17 protein-coding genes and 2 pseudogenes are annotated in these 19,654 nt (G+C 59.4%); 12 read left to right on the forward strand and 7 right to left on the reverse strand.

Features of this window, described 5'->3' with window-relative positions:
- Positions 1 to 250: 250 nt before the first annotated feature.
- Positions 251 to 937, reverse strand: a complete 687-nt coding sequence (locus AC3A3X_RS12675) for an energy transducer TonB (RefSeq protein ID WP_487583385.1) — start codon at positions 935 to 937, stop codon at positions 251 to 253.
- A 263-nt stretch (positions 938 to 1,200) separates the two neighbouring features.
- Between AC3A3X_RS12675 and AC3A3X_RS12680 the strand changes: the two are divergent.
- The 6 genes and pseudogenes from AC3A3X_RS12680 to AC3A3X_RS12705 all read left to right on the forward strand — a co-directional run bounded on the left by AC3A3X_RS12680 (position 1,201) and on the right by AC3A3X_RS12705 (position 10,300).
- Positions 1,201 to 2,361 (forward strand): annotated as a pseudogene (locus AC3A3X_RS12680) (IS30 family transposase).
- Positions 2,362 to 3,062: 701 nt separating this feature from the next.
- Positions 3,063 to 6,617, forward strand: a complete 3,555-nt coding sequence (locus tag AC3A3X_RS12685) for a DUF6531 domain-containing protein (protein WP_487583386.1) — start codon at positions 3,063 to 3,065, stop codon at positions 6,615 to 6,617.
- Between the two features lie 102 nt (positions 6,618 to 6,719).
- Positions 6,720 to 9,005 carry an RHS repeat-associated core domain-containing protein gene (locus AC3A3X_RS12690; RefSeq protein ID WP_487583387.1) on the forward strand — a complete coding sequence of 762 codons (2,286 nt, stop codon included), beginning with the start codon at positions 6,720 to 6,722 and terminating at the stop codon, positions 9,003 to 9,005.
- Positions 9,002 to 9,427, forward strand: a complete 426-nt coding sequence (locus AC3A3X_RS12695; RefSeq protein WP_487583388.1) for a hypothetical protein — start codon at positions 9,002 to 9,004, stop codon at positions 9,425 to 9,427. The genes AC3A3X_RS12690 and AC3A3X_RS12695 overlap by 4 nt, the downstream gene beginning before the upstream one ends.
- Before the next feature lie 376 nt (positions 9,428 to 9,803).
- The gene (locus AC3A3X_RS12700) at positions 9,804 to 9,947 is read left to right on the forward strand and encodes a hypothetical protein (protein ID WP_487583389.1); all 144 of its coding nucleotides are present in this window, start codon (positions 9,804 to 9,806) and stop codon (positions 9,945 to 9,947) included.
- 125 nt (positions 9,948 to 10,072) lie between these two features.
- Complete coding sequence (locus AC3A3X_RS12705; RefSeq protein ID WP_487583390.1) at positions 10,073 to 10,300, forward strand: hypothetical protein; 228 nt, start codon at positions 10,073 to 10,075, stop codon at positions 10,298 to 10,300.
- 175 nt (positions 10,301 to 10,475) lie between these two features.
- On the opposite strand, the gene AC3A3X_RS12710 is transcribed toward AC3A3X_RS12705, so the two are convergent.
- The 4 genes from AC3A3X_RS12710 to AC3A3X_RS12725 all read right to left on the reverse strand — a co-directional run bounded on the left by AC3A3X_RS12710 (position 10,476) and on the right by AC3A3X_RS12725 (position 14,349).
- The gene (locus AC3A3X_RS12710; RefSeq protein WP_487583391.1) at positions 10,476 to 11,399 is read right to left on the reverse strand and encodes a plasmid partitioning protein RepB C-terminal domain-containing protein; all 924 of its coding nucleotides are present in this window, start codon (positions 11,397 to 11,399) and stop codon (positions 10,476 to 10,478) included.
- Entirely contained in the window at positions 11,396 to 12,277 is an 882-nt protein-coding gene (locus tag AC3A3X_RS12715) for a plasmid partitioning protein RepB C-terminal domain-containing protein (RefSeq protein WP_487583392.1), read from the reverse strand. Before AC3A3X_RS12715 ends, AC3A3X_RS12710 begins: the two co-directional genes overlap by 4 nt.
- A 12-nt stretch (positions 12,278 to 12,289) precedes the next feature.
- A complete protein-coding gene (locus tag AC3A3X_RS12720) occupies positions 12,290 to 13,855 on the reverse strand; it encodes a recombinase family protein (RefSeq protein ID WP_487583393.1) in 1,566 nt (521 codons plus the stop codon).
- 98 nt (positions 13,856 to 13,953) lie between these two features.
- On the reverse strand, positions 13,954 to 14,349 hold the full coding sequence (locus AC3A3X_RS12725; protein ID WP_487583394.1) for a helix-turn-helix domain-containing protein: 396 nt from the start codon (positions 14,347 to 14,349) through the stop codon (positions 13,954 to 13,956).
- Between the two features lie 484 nt (positions 14,350 to 14,833).
- Between AC3A3X_RS12725 and AC3A3X_RS12730 the strand changes: the two genes are divergently transcribed.
- The 4 genes and pseudogenes from AC3A3X_RS12730 to AC3A3X_RS12745 all read left to right on the forward strand — a co-directional run bounded on the left by AC3A3X_RS12730 (position 14,834) and on the right by AC3A3X_RS12745 (position 17,750).
- Complete coding sequence (locus AC3A3X_RS12730) at positions 14,834 to 15,004, forward strand: YegP family protein (protein WP_487583395.1); 171 nt, start codon at positions 14,834 to 14,836, stop codon at positions 15,002 to 15,004.
- 545 nt (positions 15,005 to 15,549) lie between these two features.
- The gene (locus AC3A3X_RS12735) at positions 15,550 to 15,786 is read left to right on the forward strand and encodes a hypothetical protein (protein WP_487583396.1); all 237 of its coding nucleotides are present in this window, start codon (positions 15,550 to 15,552) and stop codon (positions 15,784 to 15,786) included.
- Between the two features lie 84 nt (positions 15,787 to 15,870).
- Positions 15,871 to 16,215: pseudogene (locus AC3A3X_RS12740) on the forward strand (helix-turn-helix domain-containing protein); the annotation flags it as partial.
- A gap of 524 nt (positions 16,216 to 16,739) precedes the next feature.
- A complete protein-coding gene (locus AC3A3X_RS12745; protein ID WP_487583397.1) occupies positions 16,740 to 17,750 on the forward strand; it encodes a S1 family peptidase in 1,011 nt (336 codons plus the stop codon).
- Between the two features lie 134 nt (positions 17,751 to 17,884).
- Here the strand turns inward: AC3A3X_RS12745 and AC3A3X_RS12750 are convergent, their stop codons facing one another.
- Both AC3A3X_RS12750 and AC3A3X_RS12755 read right to left on the reverse strand, forming a co-directional pair.
- Positions 17,885 to 18,187, reverse strand: a complete 303-nt coding sequence (locus AC3A3X_RS12750; protein ID WP_487583398.1) for a DUF3892 domain-containing protein — start codon at positions 18,185 to 18,187, stop codon at positions 17,885 to 17,887.
- A 71-nt stretch (positions 18,188 to 18,258) separates the two neighbouring features.
- Complete coding sequence (locus tag AC3A3X_RS12755) at positions 18,259 to 18,483, reverse strand: DUF2188 domain-containing protein (RefSeq protein ID WP_487583399.1); 225 nt, start codon at positions 18,481 to 18,483, stop codon at positions 18,259 to 18,261.
- A gap of 130 nt (positions 18,484 to 18,613) precedes the next feature.
- On the opposite strand from AC3A3X_RS12755, the gene AC3A3X_RS12760 reads away from it, so the two are divergent.
- Both AC3A3X_RS12760 and AC3A3X_RS12765 read left to right on the forward strand, forming a co-directional pair.
- The gene (locus tag AC3A3X_RS12760; protein ID WP_487583400.1) at positions 18,614 to 19,240 is read left to right on the forward strand and encodes a hypothetical protein; all 627 of its coding nucleotides are present in this window, start codon (positions 18,614 to 18,616) and stop codon (positions 19,238 to 19,240) included.
- On the forward strand, positions 19,237 to 19,653 hold the full coding sequence (locus AC3A3X_RS12765) for a hypothetical protein (RefSeq protein WP_487583401.1): 417 nt from the start codon (positions 19,237 to 19,239) through the stop codon (positions 19,651 to 19,653). The genes AC3A3X_RS12760 and AC3A3X_RS12765 overlap by 4 nt, the downstream gene beginning before the upstream one ends.
- Position 19,654: the final 1 nt, after the last annotated feature.

Here is a 19,654-nt window from a genome sequence, read left to right on the forward strand (position 1 = left end):
CATGAGAACCAGCAACGGCCTTCAAGCTCCAGGCAAGAGCGTCATGCACCCGGAGTTGACGGGAAGCTCCTTACGGACTTGTTAGGCCTAGCGACGCAAACGGAGCCCGGAGCTGCGGCCGACCGCCGTGCCATGACCCAACCCCCGGCCGGGAATGTATCTGTTCGTGATGCGGTCTCAGCACCTCGCCCAAGCCGAGCACCCTCAGTCGGCCAGGAGCGTACGCGAAGCGTCCAAACCGAGCCGACGCCTATCTCACCGTGAAGTCCGACTCGGCGGAATAACCGTCGTCGGCTGTGATGATGACCCGATACCGGCCTTTCGCCTGGGGCGCATCGAACAGAAAGATATAGTTGTTTCGCGAGGGATCCACGGCGCGCGTCTCTTCGCCGACGGGAATCAATGCACCGTACTCTTCTCTTACCCAACTGGCGACAACGGTCATTGGCCTAGGCGGCTGGAACCGCACCTCCGCGAAAACGGGCTTGCCCGCAGCAAACTTCCACTGCCCGGGTGCCGGTGCCAGGGTCAGGAGCATTTCGGAGCAGAAGGCTGGCTTCTTCCGTTGCGCCTCAAACGAAATCGGGAAACGCACCCTCTGCGCCACGGGCACACCGTCCGCGGTGGAAGGCCTGAACTTCCACTGCTTTGACGCCTGCAAGGCACTTTTGTCGAACAAGCGGTTCCCGCTGCTTGCTTCTACCTGCTGGTCTATCACCACGCCCGATGAGTTCACTAACAGGATGAGGGTCGTTGTCGCAGTCAGCCCCGAACAGGTGAGCTCAGGCGGATAGATGGGCGAGGGCACCTGCGAGACAGGCACTGCATTGCGCACGTCTCGTGGATAGCCCGGCGGAATCGGCGGAGGCGGCGGTGGACCCGCCAACGCGTTGGACATCGCAAGGCAGGTCATGGTCGACCAAAAGAGACGCTTCACCAGTTTTTCCCCTGTAGTTGCGGAACCGCTGCCGCTAGCGAGGGCATGGAGATCTTGACCAGATCCGCTCGCTGCCCCGTCCGTCGAAGCATAGCGTGCCGGCCGGTTCGGGCAATAGCTACTCAGTCAGCGGATCGTCTTGGCGCGAGTGACAACGTCCGCAAGCGCCGGAGCGGGCTTACGTCGTTCGTCTGCTATCGGCTGCGGTTTCAACCGGTCGATGCAACACACTGAAGGCTGCCTCGGCAGCAGGAGTGTTGCAGATGAAGTACCGGGCAAGGATCTGCTACACGGAACTGCAGAAGGCCCAGATGTGGGATCGGTGGCAGAAGGGCGAGTCGCTGCACCAGATTGCGCAGCTCTTTGATCGGCGCCACAGCTCGGTTCGCGGGATCCTGGCCGCGTCCGGCGGGATCCGGCCGCCCGCGCGCCGACGGTCAGATCGGGCACTGAGCCTGGCCGAGCGGGAAGAGATCTCGCGTGGTGTGGTGAGCGGGCAGTCGATCCGTTCGATCGCGGCCGCACTGGGGCGGGCGCCATCCACGGTGAGCCGGGAGTTGCGGCGCAATGGGAAATCCAGTGGCTACCGCGCCAGCCGAGCCGATCAAGCCGCCTGGGACCGGTCGCGTCGTCCAAAGACTTGTAAGCTGGCCCGGCATCGAGCCTTGGCGCGGCAGGTCGCGGCCAAGCTGCAACGGCGCTGGTCCCCGCAGCAGATCGCCGGATGGCTCAAGCGCATCCATCCAGACGACGCGAGCGGTCAGGTGTCATACGAGACGATCTACCGCACCCTCTTCATCCAGGCCCGGGGCGCCTTAAAGCAGGAGCTTCTTGGCTACCTGCGGCGGACGCGGGCGATGCGCCGATCACGCCACCACACACAGAAGACGGACAACCACGGCCGCATCAGCGACACCGTATCGATCCGCGAGCGCCCTGCAGCGGTCGAGGACCGGGCGGTGCCGGGCCACTGGGAAGGCGACCTGTTGTTTGGCAGCAGCAACAGTTAGATTGCCACGCTGGTGGAGCGGCATACGCGCTACGTCATGCTGGTGAAGGTCGGAGGTAAGGACACCGAAACGGTCATCGATGCGCTGATCAAGAATGCGCGGCGCCTGCCGAAGGAACTGTACCGATCGTTGACCTGGGACCGTGGCAAGGAGATGGCCGACCACCGCCGTTTCACTTTGGCAACGGACATCCAGGTCTACTTCTGTGATCCACAGCATCCTTGGCAGCGCGGCTCGAACGAGAACACCAACGGACTGCTGCGGCAGTACTTCCCCAAGGGGCTCGATCTGTCCGCTATATCGCAGGCCAAGCTTGACGCCGTGGCCAGAGAGTTGAACGGACGTCCCCGGAAGACGCTAGGCTACGAAACGCCGGCCGAACGATTCCAACAATCTGTTGCATCGACCGGTTGAAACCGCAGTCGGAAGCGGTCGTTCCCCGCCCTCCAGTACCACGCTGCCGTTCGAGGCCAGCTTACGTCTATCGTGCGTCCTAGCACGTAGCCCCAGCTAGCCGAGAAACTTTCTCGGTGGCGTGCGGGGCGGTGCCGTCAGATGCTCACGACGCTGCAGCCCGCAGCGCTATTAGGGGGCGGTATGCATAGTTGGTGCGCTCGGATGGGCCAGGCCTCCACCGGTGGCGTCTGGCACGTTGTGCCAGGTTGGAGGTGAGTGGTTCCTTCGCGTTGCCGTAAGCGCTACTTCAGCTAATGTCCTTATGGTCACTGCGACACAGTTCACAGACATATCACATGGAGGCATGATTCGCTGTTCCGGCCTGCCAGGGGTGGTGCGCCGGCTCGCTTAATTGAGTCGATAGGGAAAGAATCGGTCGCCGCAGCGTATGGGCCGTCGATTGCAGGGGGAGCTATGAAGCTAAGGGGTGTGCTTCTGAGCCAACAGGAATGGCCCGGTGGACGGCACACGATGCCGATACCAATGGCCATCTCGAATCTCGCTTTGCTCAGCTGGACGATTCGGGACCTTGGCCCGCGCCGTGTGCTCGCATGGGCATCACCTGCGTCACCTGTGTCAGTGCAACCAATCGGCCTGTAGCGATTCGCGCGTTGAGTTCAACACTGCAGTTTGCCTGTCGGCAAATCAGGGGAGAAAGGATGCAGATTCGATCGTTCCGCCCTGACAAGGACGCTCCCCTGTCGGCCGTCATAGATGGAAGAGTTGGAGCTCAGTTTTGCAAGCGTTGGGCGCTTCTATCATTATCCATTCTTTGCGCCGGTGCTCATGCGCAGGGCTACGCCCTGTCGGACCAGGGTTACGGGGCAGGCCCTCATGACCTAGACCATGTGACGGTACAGGCGTTGGGACTGTCACTGTCCAACTTTCAGTTCCTGAACCCTGGATTGCTCCAGGAGACTTCGCCTGTCGTACCGCTGTTCAATCAGACCTTGGGCGATCCGGCTGTCAGCGCGAACAATGGCACGGGTTGCGGCGGGACGCAGCCGGACAAGTCCAATCCCATCGTAACTGCAACAGGGAACAAGGTAGAGCCCGAAACTGATTTTACAGCCTCCGGCGAAATGGGATTGTTCTTACGCAGGGAATACAACGCGCAATCGAACGCGGCTGGAATGTTCGGGCCCAAGTGGCTGAGCAATTTTGACAAGAGGTTGCTGTTCGATTATCGAGACATTCAAGACTGCTACCCATCTGCCGGCGGCCTGCTATGTCAGGCGCCTGATCTACCCATGGCGGTGTGGGCATACCGGCCCGATGGACGCGCCATCAAGTTCCTCCAGTTCGTAAACGGCACCATGCAGGAGGTCAAGCCTGCCGCGGTTTCAAAGCTGATGGGAACCAATGCGCAGAGCATGACGCTCTACACCGAAGACAACACGGTGGAGGTCTACCAAGGAGGCCTCATCCAATCTGAAGTCAACGCCCATGGCGTTGGATGGGCCTACACCTACGGCGGTGCGAATGGAACCCAGCTGCAGCGCGTAACACACACAGGTGGCGCGCACGTCGATTTCACCTGGTCGGGTGGGCGGCCGGAGACTGTGACGGATCCGGCGGGTAACGTATACACGTACAGCTACGACGCCGGGCGGCTGTCTTCTATCACCTTGGCGGGCGGTCCGAGCACCGCCATTTCGTACGTTTACGGCGGAACTGGAGGCCTCCAGTTGCTAGGGAAATCGTACAACGGCGTTCGCTATTCATATTTTGATTACGACGCAAACGGTCGTGCAACAAGGTCGGAGCACGCCAATGGTGCAGATCGATACATCTTCGGCTACACGACGGACGCGGCTGGTCGAGTCACCCAGACGTTGGAAACCAACCCGCTCGACAAGCAGACGAGGTACACCTTTCAGGATGGGAAGCTGACTACGACCGACGGTCTGGAATCACCGAACTGCGCCGCCAGTTCTATGATTCGGCGCTACGACGCCAACGGCTACGAAGATGAGGTCGAGGACTTCAAGGGCAACAAGACGAACGTTGACTATGACGCCCATGGGCATCTCATAACCAAGATCGAGGCATTCGGAACTCCCCAGGCGAGAACCACTACCTACGAATGGGACGAGGGGAACAACCGGCTAACGAAGGCAACGGTCTTGGGTGTGCAGGAAACCTCGTATACCTTCGCGCCGGACAATCGCCTACAATCCGTGGCCATCCGGAACCTGTCGGCCAGTGTACCAGCCAGCCAGGGGCAGGTCAGGACGACCAGCTATTCGTATACGAAACACCCCAATGGAATGTTGGCCACGGTGCAGGTCGATGGCCCGCTGACCGGAGACACAGAGACCTACACCTATAGTGCAGCGGGAAATCTCATCGAGGCCCGCAATGCGCTGGGACACGCCGCACTCTTTGAAGGGCACAACGGGCTTGGGCAACCCGCGCGCGTGACAGGGCCGAATGGCGATGTCCTGGACTACAGCTATGACGGGCGAGGCCGGCTTACCCGCGTTCGCGCCTACCCAAACGGTGTTGCTGCAGACACCCTCTATCGATACGGCGCCGACGGACTGCTTGAATCGGTAACGAGCCCAGATGGCCTGGAGATGAGGTACGTCTACGACGCAGCAAGGCGCCTGATCGAGAAGTATTACCGTGAGGTGAGTGGCGGCTATGCGCGCACTCAGTACACATACAACGCAGTGTCGCTGCCGACGGTGGTCCAGACCCTCGGGACGGCCTACCCATGGAACACGAAGGTCATCGGCAACATCGAAGGCCTGTCGACCGCGACTGGCGACTACACGCTGGCTGGCTGGGCGTGCTCAACCGGTATGAATGGCGCGATCGATGTGCACCTGTACTTGGGAGGAGCCGCAGGGCAGGGGCAGTACGTAGGCAGTTACGTGGCGAATCTGGCAAGCGAGCCCGCGGTGGCCACTGCGTGCCAGGCAAACGGCAATGCCTATAGGTTCTCGATACCATTGCCGCAGGCGCTGAGGGCCGTGCATGGTGGCAAAGCAATCTTCGTGCACGGCATCTCGCCCACGGGTACCGGAAACCTGCTCCTGAACTCCTCCGGCGCCTTTGTTATCCCAGTGGTAGCTCCGACCATCAGCCTGCCGCCGACGAACGACACCGGCACATATTCAGTTGGCTGGAACGCGGTCGCTGGCGCGATTGGCTATGAACTGCAGGAGCAGTTCAATGGTGGAGCCTGGTCTGCAATAGAAACGTCCGGAACGCAGACGAGCAAGCAGGTCACTGGCAAGGTCAACGGAACGTACGGCTACCAAGTTCGTGCCTGCAACGGAGCATGCAGCGCGTACTCGGCAGTGGCTTCCGTTGCAGTGAGTATCCCGCCGCCTCCAACGCCGACAAACTTCACCTACACGCCGCATTATAATCCGCCTCCGTACACGACCACGTGGTACTTCTCGTGGACGAACGCGCCGACGGCCACCCGCTATGAGTTGTCCGACGGAGGGGCGCCGTTCGCAGCGGTCTCGCAGCTCGTGCGAGACGGCTCGCCCAACGGCATCAACTATTCGATCCGTGCCTGCAACGGTGGTGGTTGCTCTGCATGGACGGCCATGCCTCCGGTGTACAACGCGCAGTTCATCGCTCAGACCGTGCCGACGGTCATGCTTCCGGGTAGCACGCACTCCGTTAGCGTCCAGATGAAGAACACGGGCAACACGGTCTGGGCGGCATCCGAGGCCTATAACCTCGGGTCCCAGAATCCGCAGGACAACACGACCTGGGGGCTGGGGCGGGTGGCCGTTGCCGGATCCGTGACACCAGGACAAACGGCTACGTTCAACTTCACCGTAACTGCGCCACAGACGCCCGGCAGCTACAACTTCCAGTGGCGGATGGTGCGCGATGGCGTCACGTGGTTTGGGCCTCAGTCGACTAACGCCGCAGTGCAGGTCCAGCCTGCGATCCCTGCGACTCCAACGCTTACAGCACGTTATGTTGTCACGCCCATGCCTCCTGTCCGGACGACGTTCACCATGTCCTGGACGGTGTCGCCTGGCTCGTCCTACTACGAGCTCCAGAAGATCTCGACACCTACCGGAACCGGAACCATCTACTCGGGATCGGGCGTGTACTACCAGTATCAGAACTCAGGTGGTGGTCCGTTGGAGGGCGGGATGATTCCGAGATTCTCGGTGCGGGCGTGTAACGCAGGTGGCTGCTCGGCGTGGTCGCCAGAGATCACGCCTACTGGTGGATAGTGAAACGGCATGGGCACTTGCGCATCCGGGCATATTGGCAAACACCATGCAATCGCTGGTGACTAGAAGTAGGTCAACTGCCGGACTTACAAGGGGATAAAGATGAACAGGAACGTCCTGGTGGTGTTCTCTGCGCTGGCATTACCGGCGTATGCCGCCGTTGAGGATGGCACCAAGGTCTACCACGAGTACGACGAACTGGGTCGTGTAATTGCCCAGTATGGCGACGCGCCTAGCTCGCGGTTGGTCAGCTACACATACGACGACAATGGCAACCTTGAATCAGTGACTGAAGGAGAGGTAGGTCAGGAGCGAACCACAATTCTCACCTACGATGCGCTCGATCGCGTTATCACGTCTTTGGATGCGGCCGGAAAGGCCGCCTACTTCGAGTACGACGCCGGTGATCACCTGGTCAAAGTGACTGATCCGCGTGGCAAAGTGACGGCCTACACCTACGATGGCTTTGGTCAGCTATGGTCGTTGGTTAGTCCCGATAGCGGGTCAACTACCTTCAACTACGACGGCAGTGGCTTGCGAGCGTCGATGACCCGGGCGGGGGGGCAGGTCACGACCTATGGATACGACGGCATGGGTCGAGTGACAGGCGTTTCGTCCGGTGGAAAGGTTCATGCGTTCACATACGACGCGTGCACCAACGGTAAGGGGCGCCTGTGCCGTGCAGCTGACCCTGATGGCAAGGGCACTTTGGATTACATCTATAGCCCTGAGGGGCGCGTGCTTGTGCAGCAGCAACGGATTGGTACGAGTGGGATTGCCTTTGACATGACGTATAGCTACGACAATATTGGACGCATCACGCGGACTACATATCCCAATGGTGTCAGAGCCGATTACAGCTACCAGTTGGGGCACCTGTCCAGCATGACAGCGACCATCGCCGGTACAACTTCCAACGTGATCAGCGGAATTACGTATCGCCCGTTCGGTCCGGTGACGGGCTGGACCCATGGCAATGGGATGTTGCGATCCCACTCCTACGACAGCGACGGACGCCTGTTGGGCCTAAGTGTAAAGTCCAGCGAGAGTGATATTCGCCAGAGCCTGACGTTTGGATACAACGAAAGCGATGAGATCGTCGGCATCACCAATGCGGTGAGTAGTAGCCTTAATCAGGCATTTGCTTACGACCAACTTTCACAGCTGACCTCGGTCACGGCGGCGGGAGCGAACCAGCAACTCAACTACGACGAGAATGGCAATCGCACCAGTCACACCTGGGGTGGTCAAACCGACAGCTATACGGTCGACGGTCAAAGCAATCGCCTGCTGGCTATCACCGGTCCGCGACCGCGATCGTTCATCGTTGATGTAAAGGGCAATGTCACTTCCAGCGGTGATGCCACCTTCACGTACGACGACTTCAATCGTTTAGATAGCGTCACAAAAGCAGGTGTCACAACGACTTACTGGTTCAACGCGCTCGGGCAACGGACCTACAAGAGCCAAGGCTCTTCCAACGCAACGGGCTACGTCTATGGCCTCGATGGTCAACTAGCCGCTGAGTACAACTGGGCTAGCGGTAACTGGAAGCTTTATATTCGCGCTGGAAGTGAACTAGTGGGTTTGGTTCGCAGCGGCGACAACCAGGTCTACGCCGTGCACACCGATCAAGTTGGACGCCCGGAACTAGTCACGAACGCGGCTAGGGCCAACGTGTGGAAGGCGAACAACTATGCGTTCGACCGTACAGTCACACAGGACGGCATTGGCGGGCTGAATATTGGGTTTCCTGGGCAGTACTACGACGCTGAAAGTGGCATCTGGCATAACATCAGTCGCGACTACGATGCGAGTACTGGTCGCTACTTGCAGTCGGATCCGATCGGGCTGGGCGGGGGCATGAACACCTATGCCTATGTGGGCGGGAATCCGATTAGTGCGATCGATCCCCTGGGGTTAGACACGCTAGTGATCATTGGGGGCGAGACATCTTCAAACCCGTTTGGCCATGTTGCGATCGCATTCACAGGTCAAGGTGTTTACAGCTATGGCACCGGAACACCACTGGGTTCATCGCTTACTGGGTACTTGGCCAATCAGGCTCAGTATCGATCTAGCACGATCATTCGTATCGCCACAACCCCAGCACAAGAGAAGCAGATGCTTGCGCAGATTTCGAAGTACAAGGGCATTCGATTGCCGGATCCGAAGGAGGATCCGGCCGGCGCTTTCAAAGATACGTGCGCGACGAGAACCCAGGCTTCGCTAGCTGCCGGCGGCATTACGTCCTCTTTGGTTCCAGGGAGAAGCCCATTCCCAATTGACACCGGGATTATCGCTGGAATGAATAGCTCGCAGATATCCGTCCTGTGGCAAGGAAGCGCTGTACCATCGGGCTATGAGTCATTCAATCCGGGGCCATGAAAATGCGTAGTTTTTATCACATTGCCCTGTCGGCACTAGCACTGCTTGGTGCAGGGTGCGGGGCTGACTCACATGCCGGTCAAGAACTCGATGCAAAGTCTGAGTATTCTGTATTGCAGAGCTTCGAGTTTGATTACAGGCAGCAAGACCACTCACAGCCTTATGTCGTCGGCAAGAATGCTCTAGGCTCCGAATTCGATGTGGTTGGATTGCCTCGAAGAAGTAGCAATCACGGGTATGTGTGGCTGATAGCGAATCCGGAGAGCGAACCGCTCGTTAAGCAATTACCGAGCGACGTCGATTTTTCCATCAGCAAGGATGTGCTTGTCGCGATTGAGGCATCAACACGATTGACCCCAGAGGTAAAAGCGTACCTTTCCGCCCATGTTGCGAACAACCAACCAGGCCGCCTTCACCGCTGATGGTGTGTCCGCGCCTCCGGGCACACACACCGACCGGGCGCGAGAACGGCGCCCAAGCCGACGCAGCTGGGCAAGCGCACACCGCATTGGCTCACTCCATCGCGCCATCACCCGGTCGAAGCCAGTCACTCTTTGGTGGGGATAGCGCCTGACGTAAAAAGCGCCCGGGCGCTCCACCTCCCAAGGCTGAGCGGCCCGTGACAGTAGTTTGCGCAGTAACAACGCCATTGCTGCGAAGCAGAATCAAAGTAAGTTATTGTTTCCTTGGAATATTACGTGTCGCTCCACGCTGGTCCAATGGAAGGCGAGGTTCGAATATTGAAGGCAGCGTCAACGCCGACTGGCTGGCGATGACGAGCGGCACACCAACCTGGAGGTGCTGGGCTGGCGGACCTCCATCAGCTACACCCCCTACGACAACCTGGGGCGGTTGACCAGCTACAGCTACACCAGCCGCGACATCGGCAACAGCACCCACACGTTCGTGATGGCCTACACCGGCTGGGAAAGCTACCAATAGGCCGGTGTCTCCGGTTCCAACCCCAATACCAACTACAAGCCACCACCAACACGCTCACCTGCGACGGCCGCGGCCGCCTGGTCAGCCAGCGCGAGCACACCAACAACGCGACCCTCGACGACCGGATGCGCTATTACGGCTACACCGGCAAGGACCAGGTCCTGATGCGCCGCAGTGGCATGATGAGCGGGACGACGTTCGTGCAGGAGGCCGACCCCTACGGCGCCCGCGCCAATGCCCTGTTCGTGTACGCGGCCGAGGGCACGGTGCTGGAAGCGCCGGGGGTGATGGGCCGGCCGTTTGGCGCAGAAGCATGGCATGGTGTGAAAGCTGGAATGCTATGGCTGTCGTAAACGCCCTACCCGGGCGAGAGGATTGAGGCGATGGACAATGAGACAACAGCGGCGGCAGTTGGTCGCCTAAGCGAAGAAGAGAAGCGCCGACGCATACTGGAGGCGCTCGCTGATGTAGATGCCGGGCGCACAATACCCCACGCTGAGGTGGTTGCATTGGTTCGGCAGATGGTAGCTACGGACTTGCGGCGGAAGGCGCCTCGGAGTCGAGACTGACGATGTCGCCAATTCGCTGGAACTCTGCCAGGTATTCCGGCTGATTTGAGCTAAGCCACTCTACTATTCTTGCCTTACTGAGGATCTTCGTCAGAAAGCTCTTGGCGATCGTCAGGTGCAAGTTGTCGATGCCATAGGTTTCCTCTGCGAACAGGGTTCGACTCTGGACCGACGCCAGTTCACGCTCAAGTCTGGCAATCTGCTCGCGTGTGACGTCAGGTTTTCGGCCGACCGCCTTAGGCTTGGTTAGCTGCTCGTCTGGGGTTGCGTGAAGTAGTGCTCTAGCGAAAGACGTTGTGTAGTTTCGTTGTCCTGTCATGATCTCAGCCGCCTCGATCTGTCTCAGTGGCTTCATGCGTTTGAGGATCTCAAATGCGGCCATCGGACAAGGCTTGTCAGAGAGCAGAGTGGCGGCCTCCGAACAGATGCCATTTAGCAGTCGAAACCGTCTCCGAATTGAGCTGGCTTCCAAGTTGAGGGCCTCGGCTATCTGGTCTTCTGGAACGCCTTCCTTCACGGCTCGAACGACCATCTTGTGCTCTTGCACAGCCGATATCCTGCTGATGCGCTTGTTATAGGTGTACGATTCGTCGTCCGTCGAGATCAGGCATTCGATATCTTCAGCGCCGAGATCCTTCAGTATCTCCAGGCGCAGCAGACCATCGAGTAGCAAGTAGGTTCCGTCACCCTTGGGGTTCGGTGCTACGACTGGTAGCTCGACTAACCCGATCGTGCGGATGGATGTGGCTATTTGTTGAAATTTCTGACTCTGACGGGTCGTCTGACGCAAAGATTTGAGTGGCACGATGCGGCTGATAGGGATTAGTTTCGTTTCCGGATGGAAGCCTAGGAGTGGCCCCTGTGGGGGCAGTTCGCTGCTCATTGGATCACCCTCCTGGTCATTCTTTCCTCCAGCGCTTTTGGCATGGAGTGGATCCCTTCGGTGCGAAGCAGTTCGACAAATTCCTTTTCGATTAGCAGCTCCCTCAGGGCTTCGACAACGAACAACAGGCGCCCTTGGGTGAACTCTGCCTTCTTGGCAAGTAGCTGTTGCTTCTTTACCTCTTTCTCGTAGACGCGGCGAAGATCCTCCGCTGACAGCTTCTTCGTTGCCTTCTTTCCCTCGTAGGGCTTTCGCGCTGACTTTCCTCGGTTCGCTCTCTGTTCAAGCAAGCGCCTCAGCATGGCCAGCTTCTTACCCTTGAGCTTGCCTTGCGTGTAGGCATCGGCTAGGGCCATCTGAATTCCAGAGTCGTCGCTCCTTGAAATGATGACGGCCAGGCTGACAGGAATCAGACCAGTTTCGACGGCTGATAACAGGCGCTCCTCGCCTCGCTCGAATAGCCGAAGGACCATGCCGACCCACGACTGAGTGACTCCTAGCTTCTCGGCAATCTTGTTCTCGTCATAGCCCCGCTCATCGAGGGCGCCGATTTCCTGCATCAGCTCAATGGGAGCGTGTTGACGTCTGGCAATGTTCTCTACCAGGCTCATGACAAGGCAGTGCTCTTGGGCAGCGTCGACTACGAAAGCGGGGATCTCTTGGTGTCCAAGCTGCTGGTATGCCTCTAAGCGACCTTGCCCGCATACCAGGTCGTAGTGTGGAGTACCTGCACTGTCCGGACGTCGGCTTACCGTGATGGGTCGCTTCAGCCCAATAGTTCCGATGTTTTCGGTGATCTCTCGATGAACCCGTGCGTTCCTGCTCCTGGGGTTGAGCACGTGGATGTGCTCAAGACGAATCATCTCGATCGGGCGCATGGCGTTGTCCTCTCAAGCGGCGGCTTTCAGGTGGAATCGCTCCGCCAGATCGTACAGCGGCGCTAGCGAATCGAATCGATATGAATCGAGCGTGATCTCGTTGTTATCCTCGGCCAACCGTCGGCCCCGCAACGGCATGTCGACTCGAGGGAATATGTAATAGTCAAAGATGTCTTTGTTGGTGGCAGCCATGCGCGCAACAACGGTTACGTCCGGCGTGAGACTCGTGTCAAATCGAAGGTGCCAGCGGAAGGTGCCACTGGGGAGCTGTCGGCACCTGGCCAAGGCAATCGACAGCGTGAACTCGTCGTTTACCGTGACAAGCTGCGTTGTCTCCGTGGTGGTTCGCGCGCCGGCAGATACGAGGCCTTCGATGACACCTTCAATGACGTTCGGCAGCATCGATCGAAGCCTTTGGTTGATCTCCAGGTAGCGAAAGTCACGATCTGGATGGAATCCAATCAAAGAGTAGGCGCGGATGAGGCCGCCGAAGTGCGATCGATAAACGCTACTCGATGGCATTTCGTCTTGTTCGTCAATCAGTAGGCCGGAAAGCGCGCCGGTTCGTTCGTAAAGGCGCCTTAGTAGATCAAGCATGGTCGATTCGTCGAATCGGCGTGCTCTGGCGGTGATCAGTTGTCGAGCGGCGTTGAAGAGATCAAGCGGGACAATGTTCTCAAACGCGCCCTCGCACCTGACCCACATGTCCGGGCCATTTCGGACGTGCTTTTGCTTCAGTTTGAACGATGTCCGGTTGTAAACATTGTTCCCGACGTACTTTTCATTGGTTAGCAGTTGGTGGACGGTTCCCCTGGTCCAGGTTCGGCCTAGATCTGTGCATATGCCGGCGGCATTGAGGTGGTCGGCAATCTCCCGCTCAGTAGCTCGGCGGTGGACAAACTGCTCGTAGATGTCCCTGACTAAGGCCACCTCATTGTCCGGCCCCGGTACGAGAGTCACCCGATCGGTTTGTAGGCTTTTCCGTTCTCCCGGCTGCAACTGTGACTTGGGCGCGCGACATTCGTCCAACAACATCCGGCGTAGACCAAAGCCAGGCGATCCGCCTTGTCGAAAGCCGAGCTCTATGAGCCTGCATTGGCCCATGAAGACCTTGTTGGAAAGCTCGCGGCTGTACTCGCCGGCCATCGCGCGTTTCACGCTCTTCATGATGACCGACATGGGGCTGCCGTCGTTCTCAAACGGCTCAGCGCAGTACAGGACACGAAGCCCAGCGCGCCGGCAAACGTACTCGTAATATGCGCTCTCGTCTGCGTCCTGAAATCGGCCCCAGCGACTGATGTCATAGACCAGGATCGCCCTGAAGCCTGCCTGGGAGGACTGGACATCCTGAATCAGCTGCTTGAGTGCATCGCGACCATCTAGGCTAAGGCCGCTCTTGCCCTCGTCTGCATAGGTCCTGACGATCTCAAAGCCGTGCTGAGCGGCGTACTTCCCGATGGCTTCGCGCTGGTTTTCTGTCGAGTAGCGCTGATGATCGGTCGACATGCGCACGTACTGAGCGGCCGGGACCAGGGCGTCCCCGCTCAGCCGAACCGGATCTCCGTGTCGACCAGTCATCGCCGCGCTTGGGCGTAGCCCTGCCAGCTGTGCAAGGGGTCAATCCTCTACTACAATGTTGGAAAATGTCAAGAAGTTCCAACATGTTGCAAGAATGCCTACTTCCTCGAGGCAAACTCGTCTGGCGAGACTTGGGGAGGTCCGGAAGAGATGGCGATAAGCAACTGGAGAACCGCTTCTTGTTGCGGTGCGGTAAGGCACCGGAGACGATCGAGCGCGCGTATCTCATATGGGCTCAGCGGCTGAGGAAGATCGTCTGCAACGAGTGTCCAGGGGTGGCACCCCAAGGCGGCCCCCAAGCGCTGGAGCCAGTCGACAGTGAGCCGACGCTTGCCTGTCTCCAGATTGCTGATCTGTTGGTTGGTCGTGTTGGCGAGCAATGCGAGCTTGTCCAAGGACAGCCCTTGAGCCTCTCGAAAGGCTCTGATCCGATTGTTCACGCTTGAGGCTACTCCCCGATCAGGTGCGGCTCGACAGTCCGTTCTTCCAGCCATCCTTAGGCTACTTTACGCGGGGAGCTCAACTGCAATGGAGGGCGGCTTGGTGGCCATTCCCTAACGGGCCAGCGGCACCATAACAATGGCTCCGTTATCGCGCAGAAGTCATGTTATTTATTTGAATTAAAAGGAATATTTAGGGGGTTGGTGGCATCTTAGTCGATCGGGATGACGTCTACCTGCAGATCGCTGCTGGTGAACGGTGCGCGAGCCGGGGCCTCCCGGCCTAGACGGCAACCGGCGAGTCGGCGGCTTTCCGGTCCGAACTTCGTCCGTCTGGACGCGTTTCCCGGCCACTGGCAAGGCAATCTTGGCTGCCGCACTTAGCAGGGCGACCTAACAATTCACTCCAAGCCGAAGCCGCCGCGGCCGCGGCTCGGCTTAACTCTGGCGTTAGGCTTGGGTGAATATGTCTCAGCTTGTGAGACATGACCATGATCTGCTCCTTGCGCGTCGCTCCGACGCGCAATCGAGCACCAATATGTACTTCAAGCTGTACAAGGACACCGCCGGATACTGGCGCTGGACGCTTTACTCGTCCAATGGCAATAAAATTGCCGACTCTGGCGAGGGTTACTCCAACAAATCGGGCGCTGAGAACGGCATCAATTTGGTCAAGTCCACGAACTCTGCCACTCCCGTCCGGGAGTAAGTCGTAATGGCTTGGGCGGGGCATTTCCCGCCCTTTTTCGCACCTGAGGTGCTGCTATTCTCAGCCCTAGCAAGTCATTCAAGCCGGCGCCGCTCCGCGGCGCGGCTTACCGTATGCGGAGGCGCAGGCGCTTCTGAGCGCGCTGGTCGACGAAGGCCACGATTCGATCAGGTGCAATTGCTCGGCAGTCACCAGCGCTGCAATCGGCGTACGACGAGACTCTCGGCTAATGGGAGCCTGGTCAGCCCCGCCCGTAACGATTCTGTTCGACACACTATCGACGACCGGATCCGCTAGTACGGCTACACCGGCCAGGACCAGGTCCTGATGCGCTGCAGTGGCACGATGAGCGGGACCACATTCGCGCAGGAGGCCGATGCCTACCCCGCTTGCAGAACTCGAGATGTCACCGTCAGCGATCGTGGCCAAGGAGCCTGTCGTGTCGAGCAGGGCCTTCGTGGCCGCTCCCAAAGTGTCGAATCTTGATTCTGCTCAACTGTACGGGCAGCATCCGGTTGATCCGACTGGATGCCTGAGGAGTCACTATGGATGAGAAGGATGCTTTCGTCGAAGGTCAGCTAACTGCCATGCAATGGGCGCTTTTAGCACTAATTGAGGCGTCCCCTTCTCGTGAAGCAATCTGCGCGACCGCATTGCGCGGAGTGGCCGCGCACGATGAGCGATATCGCCAGAGTGACCGTAACCCCGCGGTCCGCGATGAGTTCCTGAAGGGGCTGCATACTGCCGCCAACCTTCTCTTCGCGCCGAGAGGCAACACCTAGTACGGCAGGGCGAGCTTGCGTTGGTCAAAGGGGAGCGGCCGCTTCCGACCGCGGTTTCAACCGGTCGATGCAACACACTGAAGGCTGCCTCGGCAGCAGGAGTGTTACCGGGCAAGGATCTGTTACGCGGAAAGCCAGAAGGCCCAGATCTGGGATCGGTGGCAGAAGGGCGAATCCCTGCACTCGATCGCACGTCTGTTTGATCGGCGCCACGGCTCAATTCGCGGGAGCTTGGCGCAGTCTGGTGGGATCCGGCCACCCGCGCGTCGACGTTCTGAGCGTACGTTGAGCCTGGCCGAGCGGGAGGAGATCTCGCGGGGTGTGGTGAACGGACAGTCGTTCCGCTCGATTGCGGCCGCGCTGGGGCGGGCGCCGTCCACGGTGAGCCGCGAATTGCGACGCAATGAGGGTTCGAATGGCTATCGGGCCACCCGAAGGATGCTGGGAAAGGCGCCTCCAAACATCAAGTTGACGTCATGCCCTCATTACGCGACACGGGCAGATAGGGAGAATTATGCCGCTGCGCATAGTTCGGCTGTTCTCAAGTTGGCACTGCAACCTACGGATTTACAAGGAATTATCCTTCCTTGTCAGGTTCTGACTAAGAAAGGATAATTTCTGCATAATCAGTCACTTACTTAGGCGCAAAGGCGGTGAGCAAACTGCGACGGCATGGCCTACATCGGATTTGACGCCGCTTATGACACTGTTGTGCACGTACCTGAGTGCCACTCTTGAAATAGATTCGTTCCCTTCTCCGCGGTTTTGACGGCGCGCGGGTGCACCGTGCGACCAACGCCATTGCCCCTCGTTGCTGCTGGCCATATCGGCAGCACTCCCGTTGAGAAGCTGGCCTTTCCGCTCGCCTTGTACGCGAGCGAACTTCGCAGCCGCGCATCGCGTCGCGCACATGGTCTACGATCTCGCTCTCCAGTCACCCGGCGAGGCGCGTCTTGGACGCAGAGCAGCGCAGACAACGGTACTCCCGGCTTGCCCCGTTCTCGCTCCGTCAGCAGATCGAGCTCGCAGTCGCCGCGCTCAATTTCTTCTCGCCGATGGCATACGAGAAGAACTGCCAGGTCGTTGGGCGACCTCCAACCCCCGGCCGAACCGAACCGTTGGACGGCGCGGAGTTCCTCATGTTTCTTGAGCGCACCGGAAGATTGCCGGAGGCCCGACGCTACCAGGCGCGCATTGCCGAGCTGCTCGGCCAACTGGAAAGAGCTGGACTACTGGTCCCTCTCGGGCAGGGACGAAACATCCATGTCGGCAAGAAGTACTACTTCCTGAAAGAGCTTACGTCGGTGGAGCGAAGCAGCAATCTATGGCTGTCGGAATCGCTCGGGCCGCAGTTTCTGTACAACCAGTTCTCCGACTTCACCCTGCAGGTCACCGGCACCAACGAGGTGGGCGATGTCCACGCGGGCACGGGCCTCGTGCTGGGGAGTCACTGGGTGATCACGTGCGCGCACGTCCTACGTGACATGACCGTCGACGCCGACCAGATGATCTCAGGCACTCCTGTCAAAGTCGCGCAGGTGCTCGCCCACCCCACCTTGGACGTCGGTCTCTTGCGCATCGAGCCAGGCGTGGCGACATTGCCGGGCCTGGTGTTCCGCGATCCCCAACTGTGCGAGCCGCTGTACACCTTGGGGTATCCGCGCGTCCCGCTCGCGCGCACGGCCCCGCTGGTCATGCAAAGCGGCGAAGTCACCGCGTCCGCGGTGACGTTGCTTCATGGCGCGCAGGTGTTCCTCTATTCGGCAGTCGCCCGACCCGGCAATAGCGGCGGGCCGATCATTGCGGCGAACGGACACGTTCTCGGCATCGTCACGGAAGAGCTTTCCGTCGAAGGCGCCGCACCGGCATCGCCATTCCACGCCGGCCTGACGGCGTCCACCCTCGCGGCCGCCATCGCGGAACTGGCCCCCGGCCTTGCACTCCCGATGGAGGACTACGAGTGAATCTCTGTCTGGGCCCGACCTGGCCCCACCCCCGCGGCGTGGACGCGAGCCGGGTCCGGCCTGGACGACAGGCGGCGGCGCCAATCGGCGCCGTCGCGATCATGTTGGAATTGAGTGGCTCCGGTTAACGTGTTCTACCCCACAAGCGAGCAGGTAGCCCCACATTCGGCAAGTGCGAGCAGATTGTCATTCCAGACGCCGTCGGCATAAGTGCGCAGGTATGGGGCCTTCCCAGCCTCCCTAACGACGCCGATGTAGGCGCGGGTGCCGGTGACGCGATCGACCGTATAGAACACGTTGACCTTAGCCTCAATCTGCGCGATAGCCAGTTCACGGGTCATCCGCCAGTTCGCCTGGATGTTGCCGATGTGTGTGATGTGCTCGTGCCGGCTGGTCCGGTCGGACTTGTTGATGCAAGTAACTTGGTAATCGGCCACGTGGAGCGTCCTTGATGTAAGTGGGGTTGGTAGTAGCGGGCGGCCCCCGGCGGCACCGAGGGCGCTGGCAATCAGCCCTTCGGGGGGAGCGGATCGGAGCCGTGGCTGTCCCTCGATTGGATCTGGCCATCGCGACCGTGGACTACGAGCTCGGTATGCTGGTTCTGCGCGATCGCGCGCGCCCGGTCGACAGCGTTGGACTTCCGGTCGAAAGTCTCGGTGGCCCGGGATGCTCCGGCGCCACGGACCGCCCAGCCACTCGCGTGGGGAACAACATGCTGGTTGCGCTTGCTCATGGATATCTCCTTGCGCGGCAGGAAGTACCGCTCAGGTATGTGTGCGGAACGACCCGACGACCCGGACATGGCAAGGCCGTGTCCGGGTTTGGTTTTCGTTCCGCATACTCAAGGGAATCAGGAGCCTTGAGTGAATCGACCCATCCCCGAAGGGGCCACGACCATCGACGACATTCGCCAGGCCTTTGAGGGCCTGACGAATGACGAGCTCTACCGGCTGCGCAAGCTGGCCCGGATCTTCATGGTCGGGACCGAGTATGTCGACCCGCAGGAACTGCTGAATGAGACCTTGGTGCGGACCCTTCGCGCGGCCAACGGCGAGAGGGGACGCCATTGGCCGAAGTCTGTGCCTTTCATGGCGTTCCTGGTCCAGACCATGCAGGGCCTAGCTGACGACTCGCTCAACTCCTCCTACGTCAAGCAGACACAGGGAATGGAAGCCCTTGCTACGGAAGCATTGACGGCCGAGGAAGTTCTCGGGGCGAACGGACACGCCCACATGGACGTTGTGACATTGGCCATTGAAGCGGGTGAGCGGGCGGACGAGCAGGATCGAGCGAAACAGGACGCTGCGAGGATCGATGCGCACTTCACCGGCGACGATGAAATTGGCTGGCTGGTGATGGGCCACAAGGATGGCCTGAAGCCCACGGAGATCCGCGAACTATCCGGCATGAGCCAGACCCAATACGAGACGGCGCGCCGGCGCTTCCGCCGCGGCCTGGAAAGAATATTCCAAGGCAGGAGTCAGAAATGAAGCTGCCTAAAACACATCAAGAAATCATGGCCATGCGCACGCTCGCCCTGGAAGACCTGATGGCGCAGAGTGATGCGCAGCTTCGTCAGGAAGCGGCTGAAGATGGCGAGAATGTTGACGCTCTGACAACAGCGCTGCGGGCGGCGTTGTGTGAAGCAACTGCGCATGTACTGCGGCAGCGGATCGCAGATGCAAAGGAGCGCATGATGAACTCGGCGACGCGCCCCATGAAATCAGCAGCGTATCCGGCGCTTGAGATGATCAAACGTCGGATCCAAACCGCATTTGAAACGCAACCTGAGCTAGGGTTGGCATTTCGAGAAGGAAAGAAACAGTCGGAGTCGGATTGGCATTCGCTATACGACGACTTGATTGAACTCGGTGCTATTGCCCCGGATGAGGACAGCCTTTGAG

The organism is Lysobacter sp. Soil_N_23 (genome assembly GCF_057656135.1).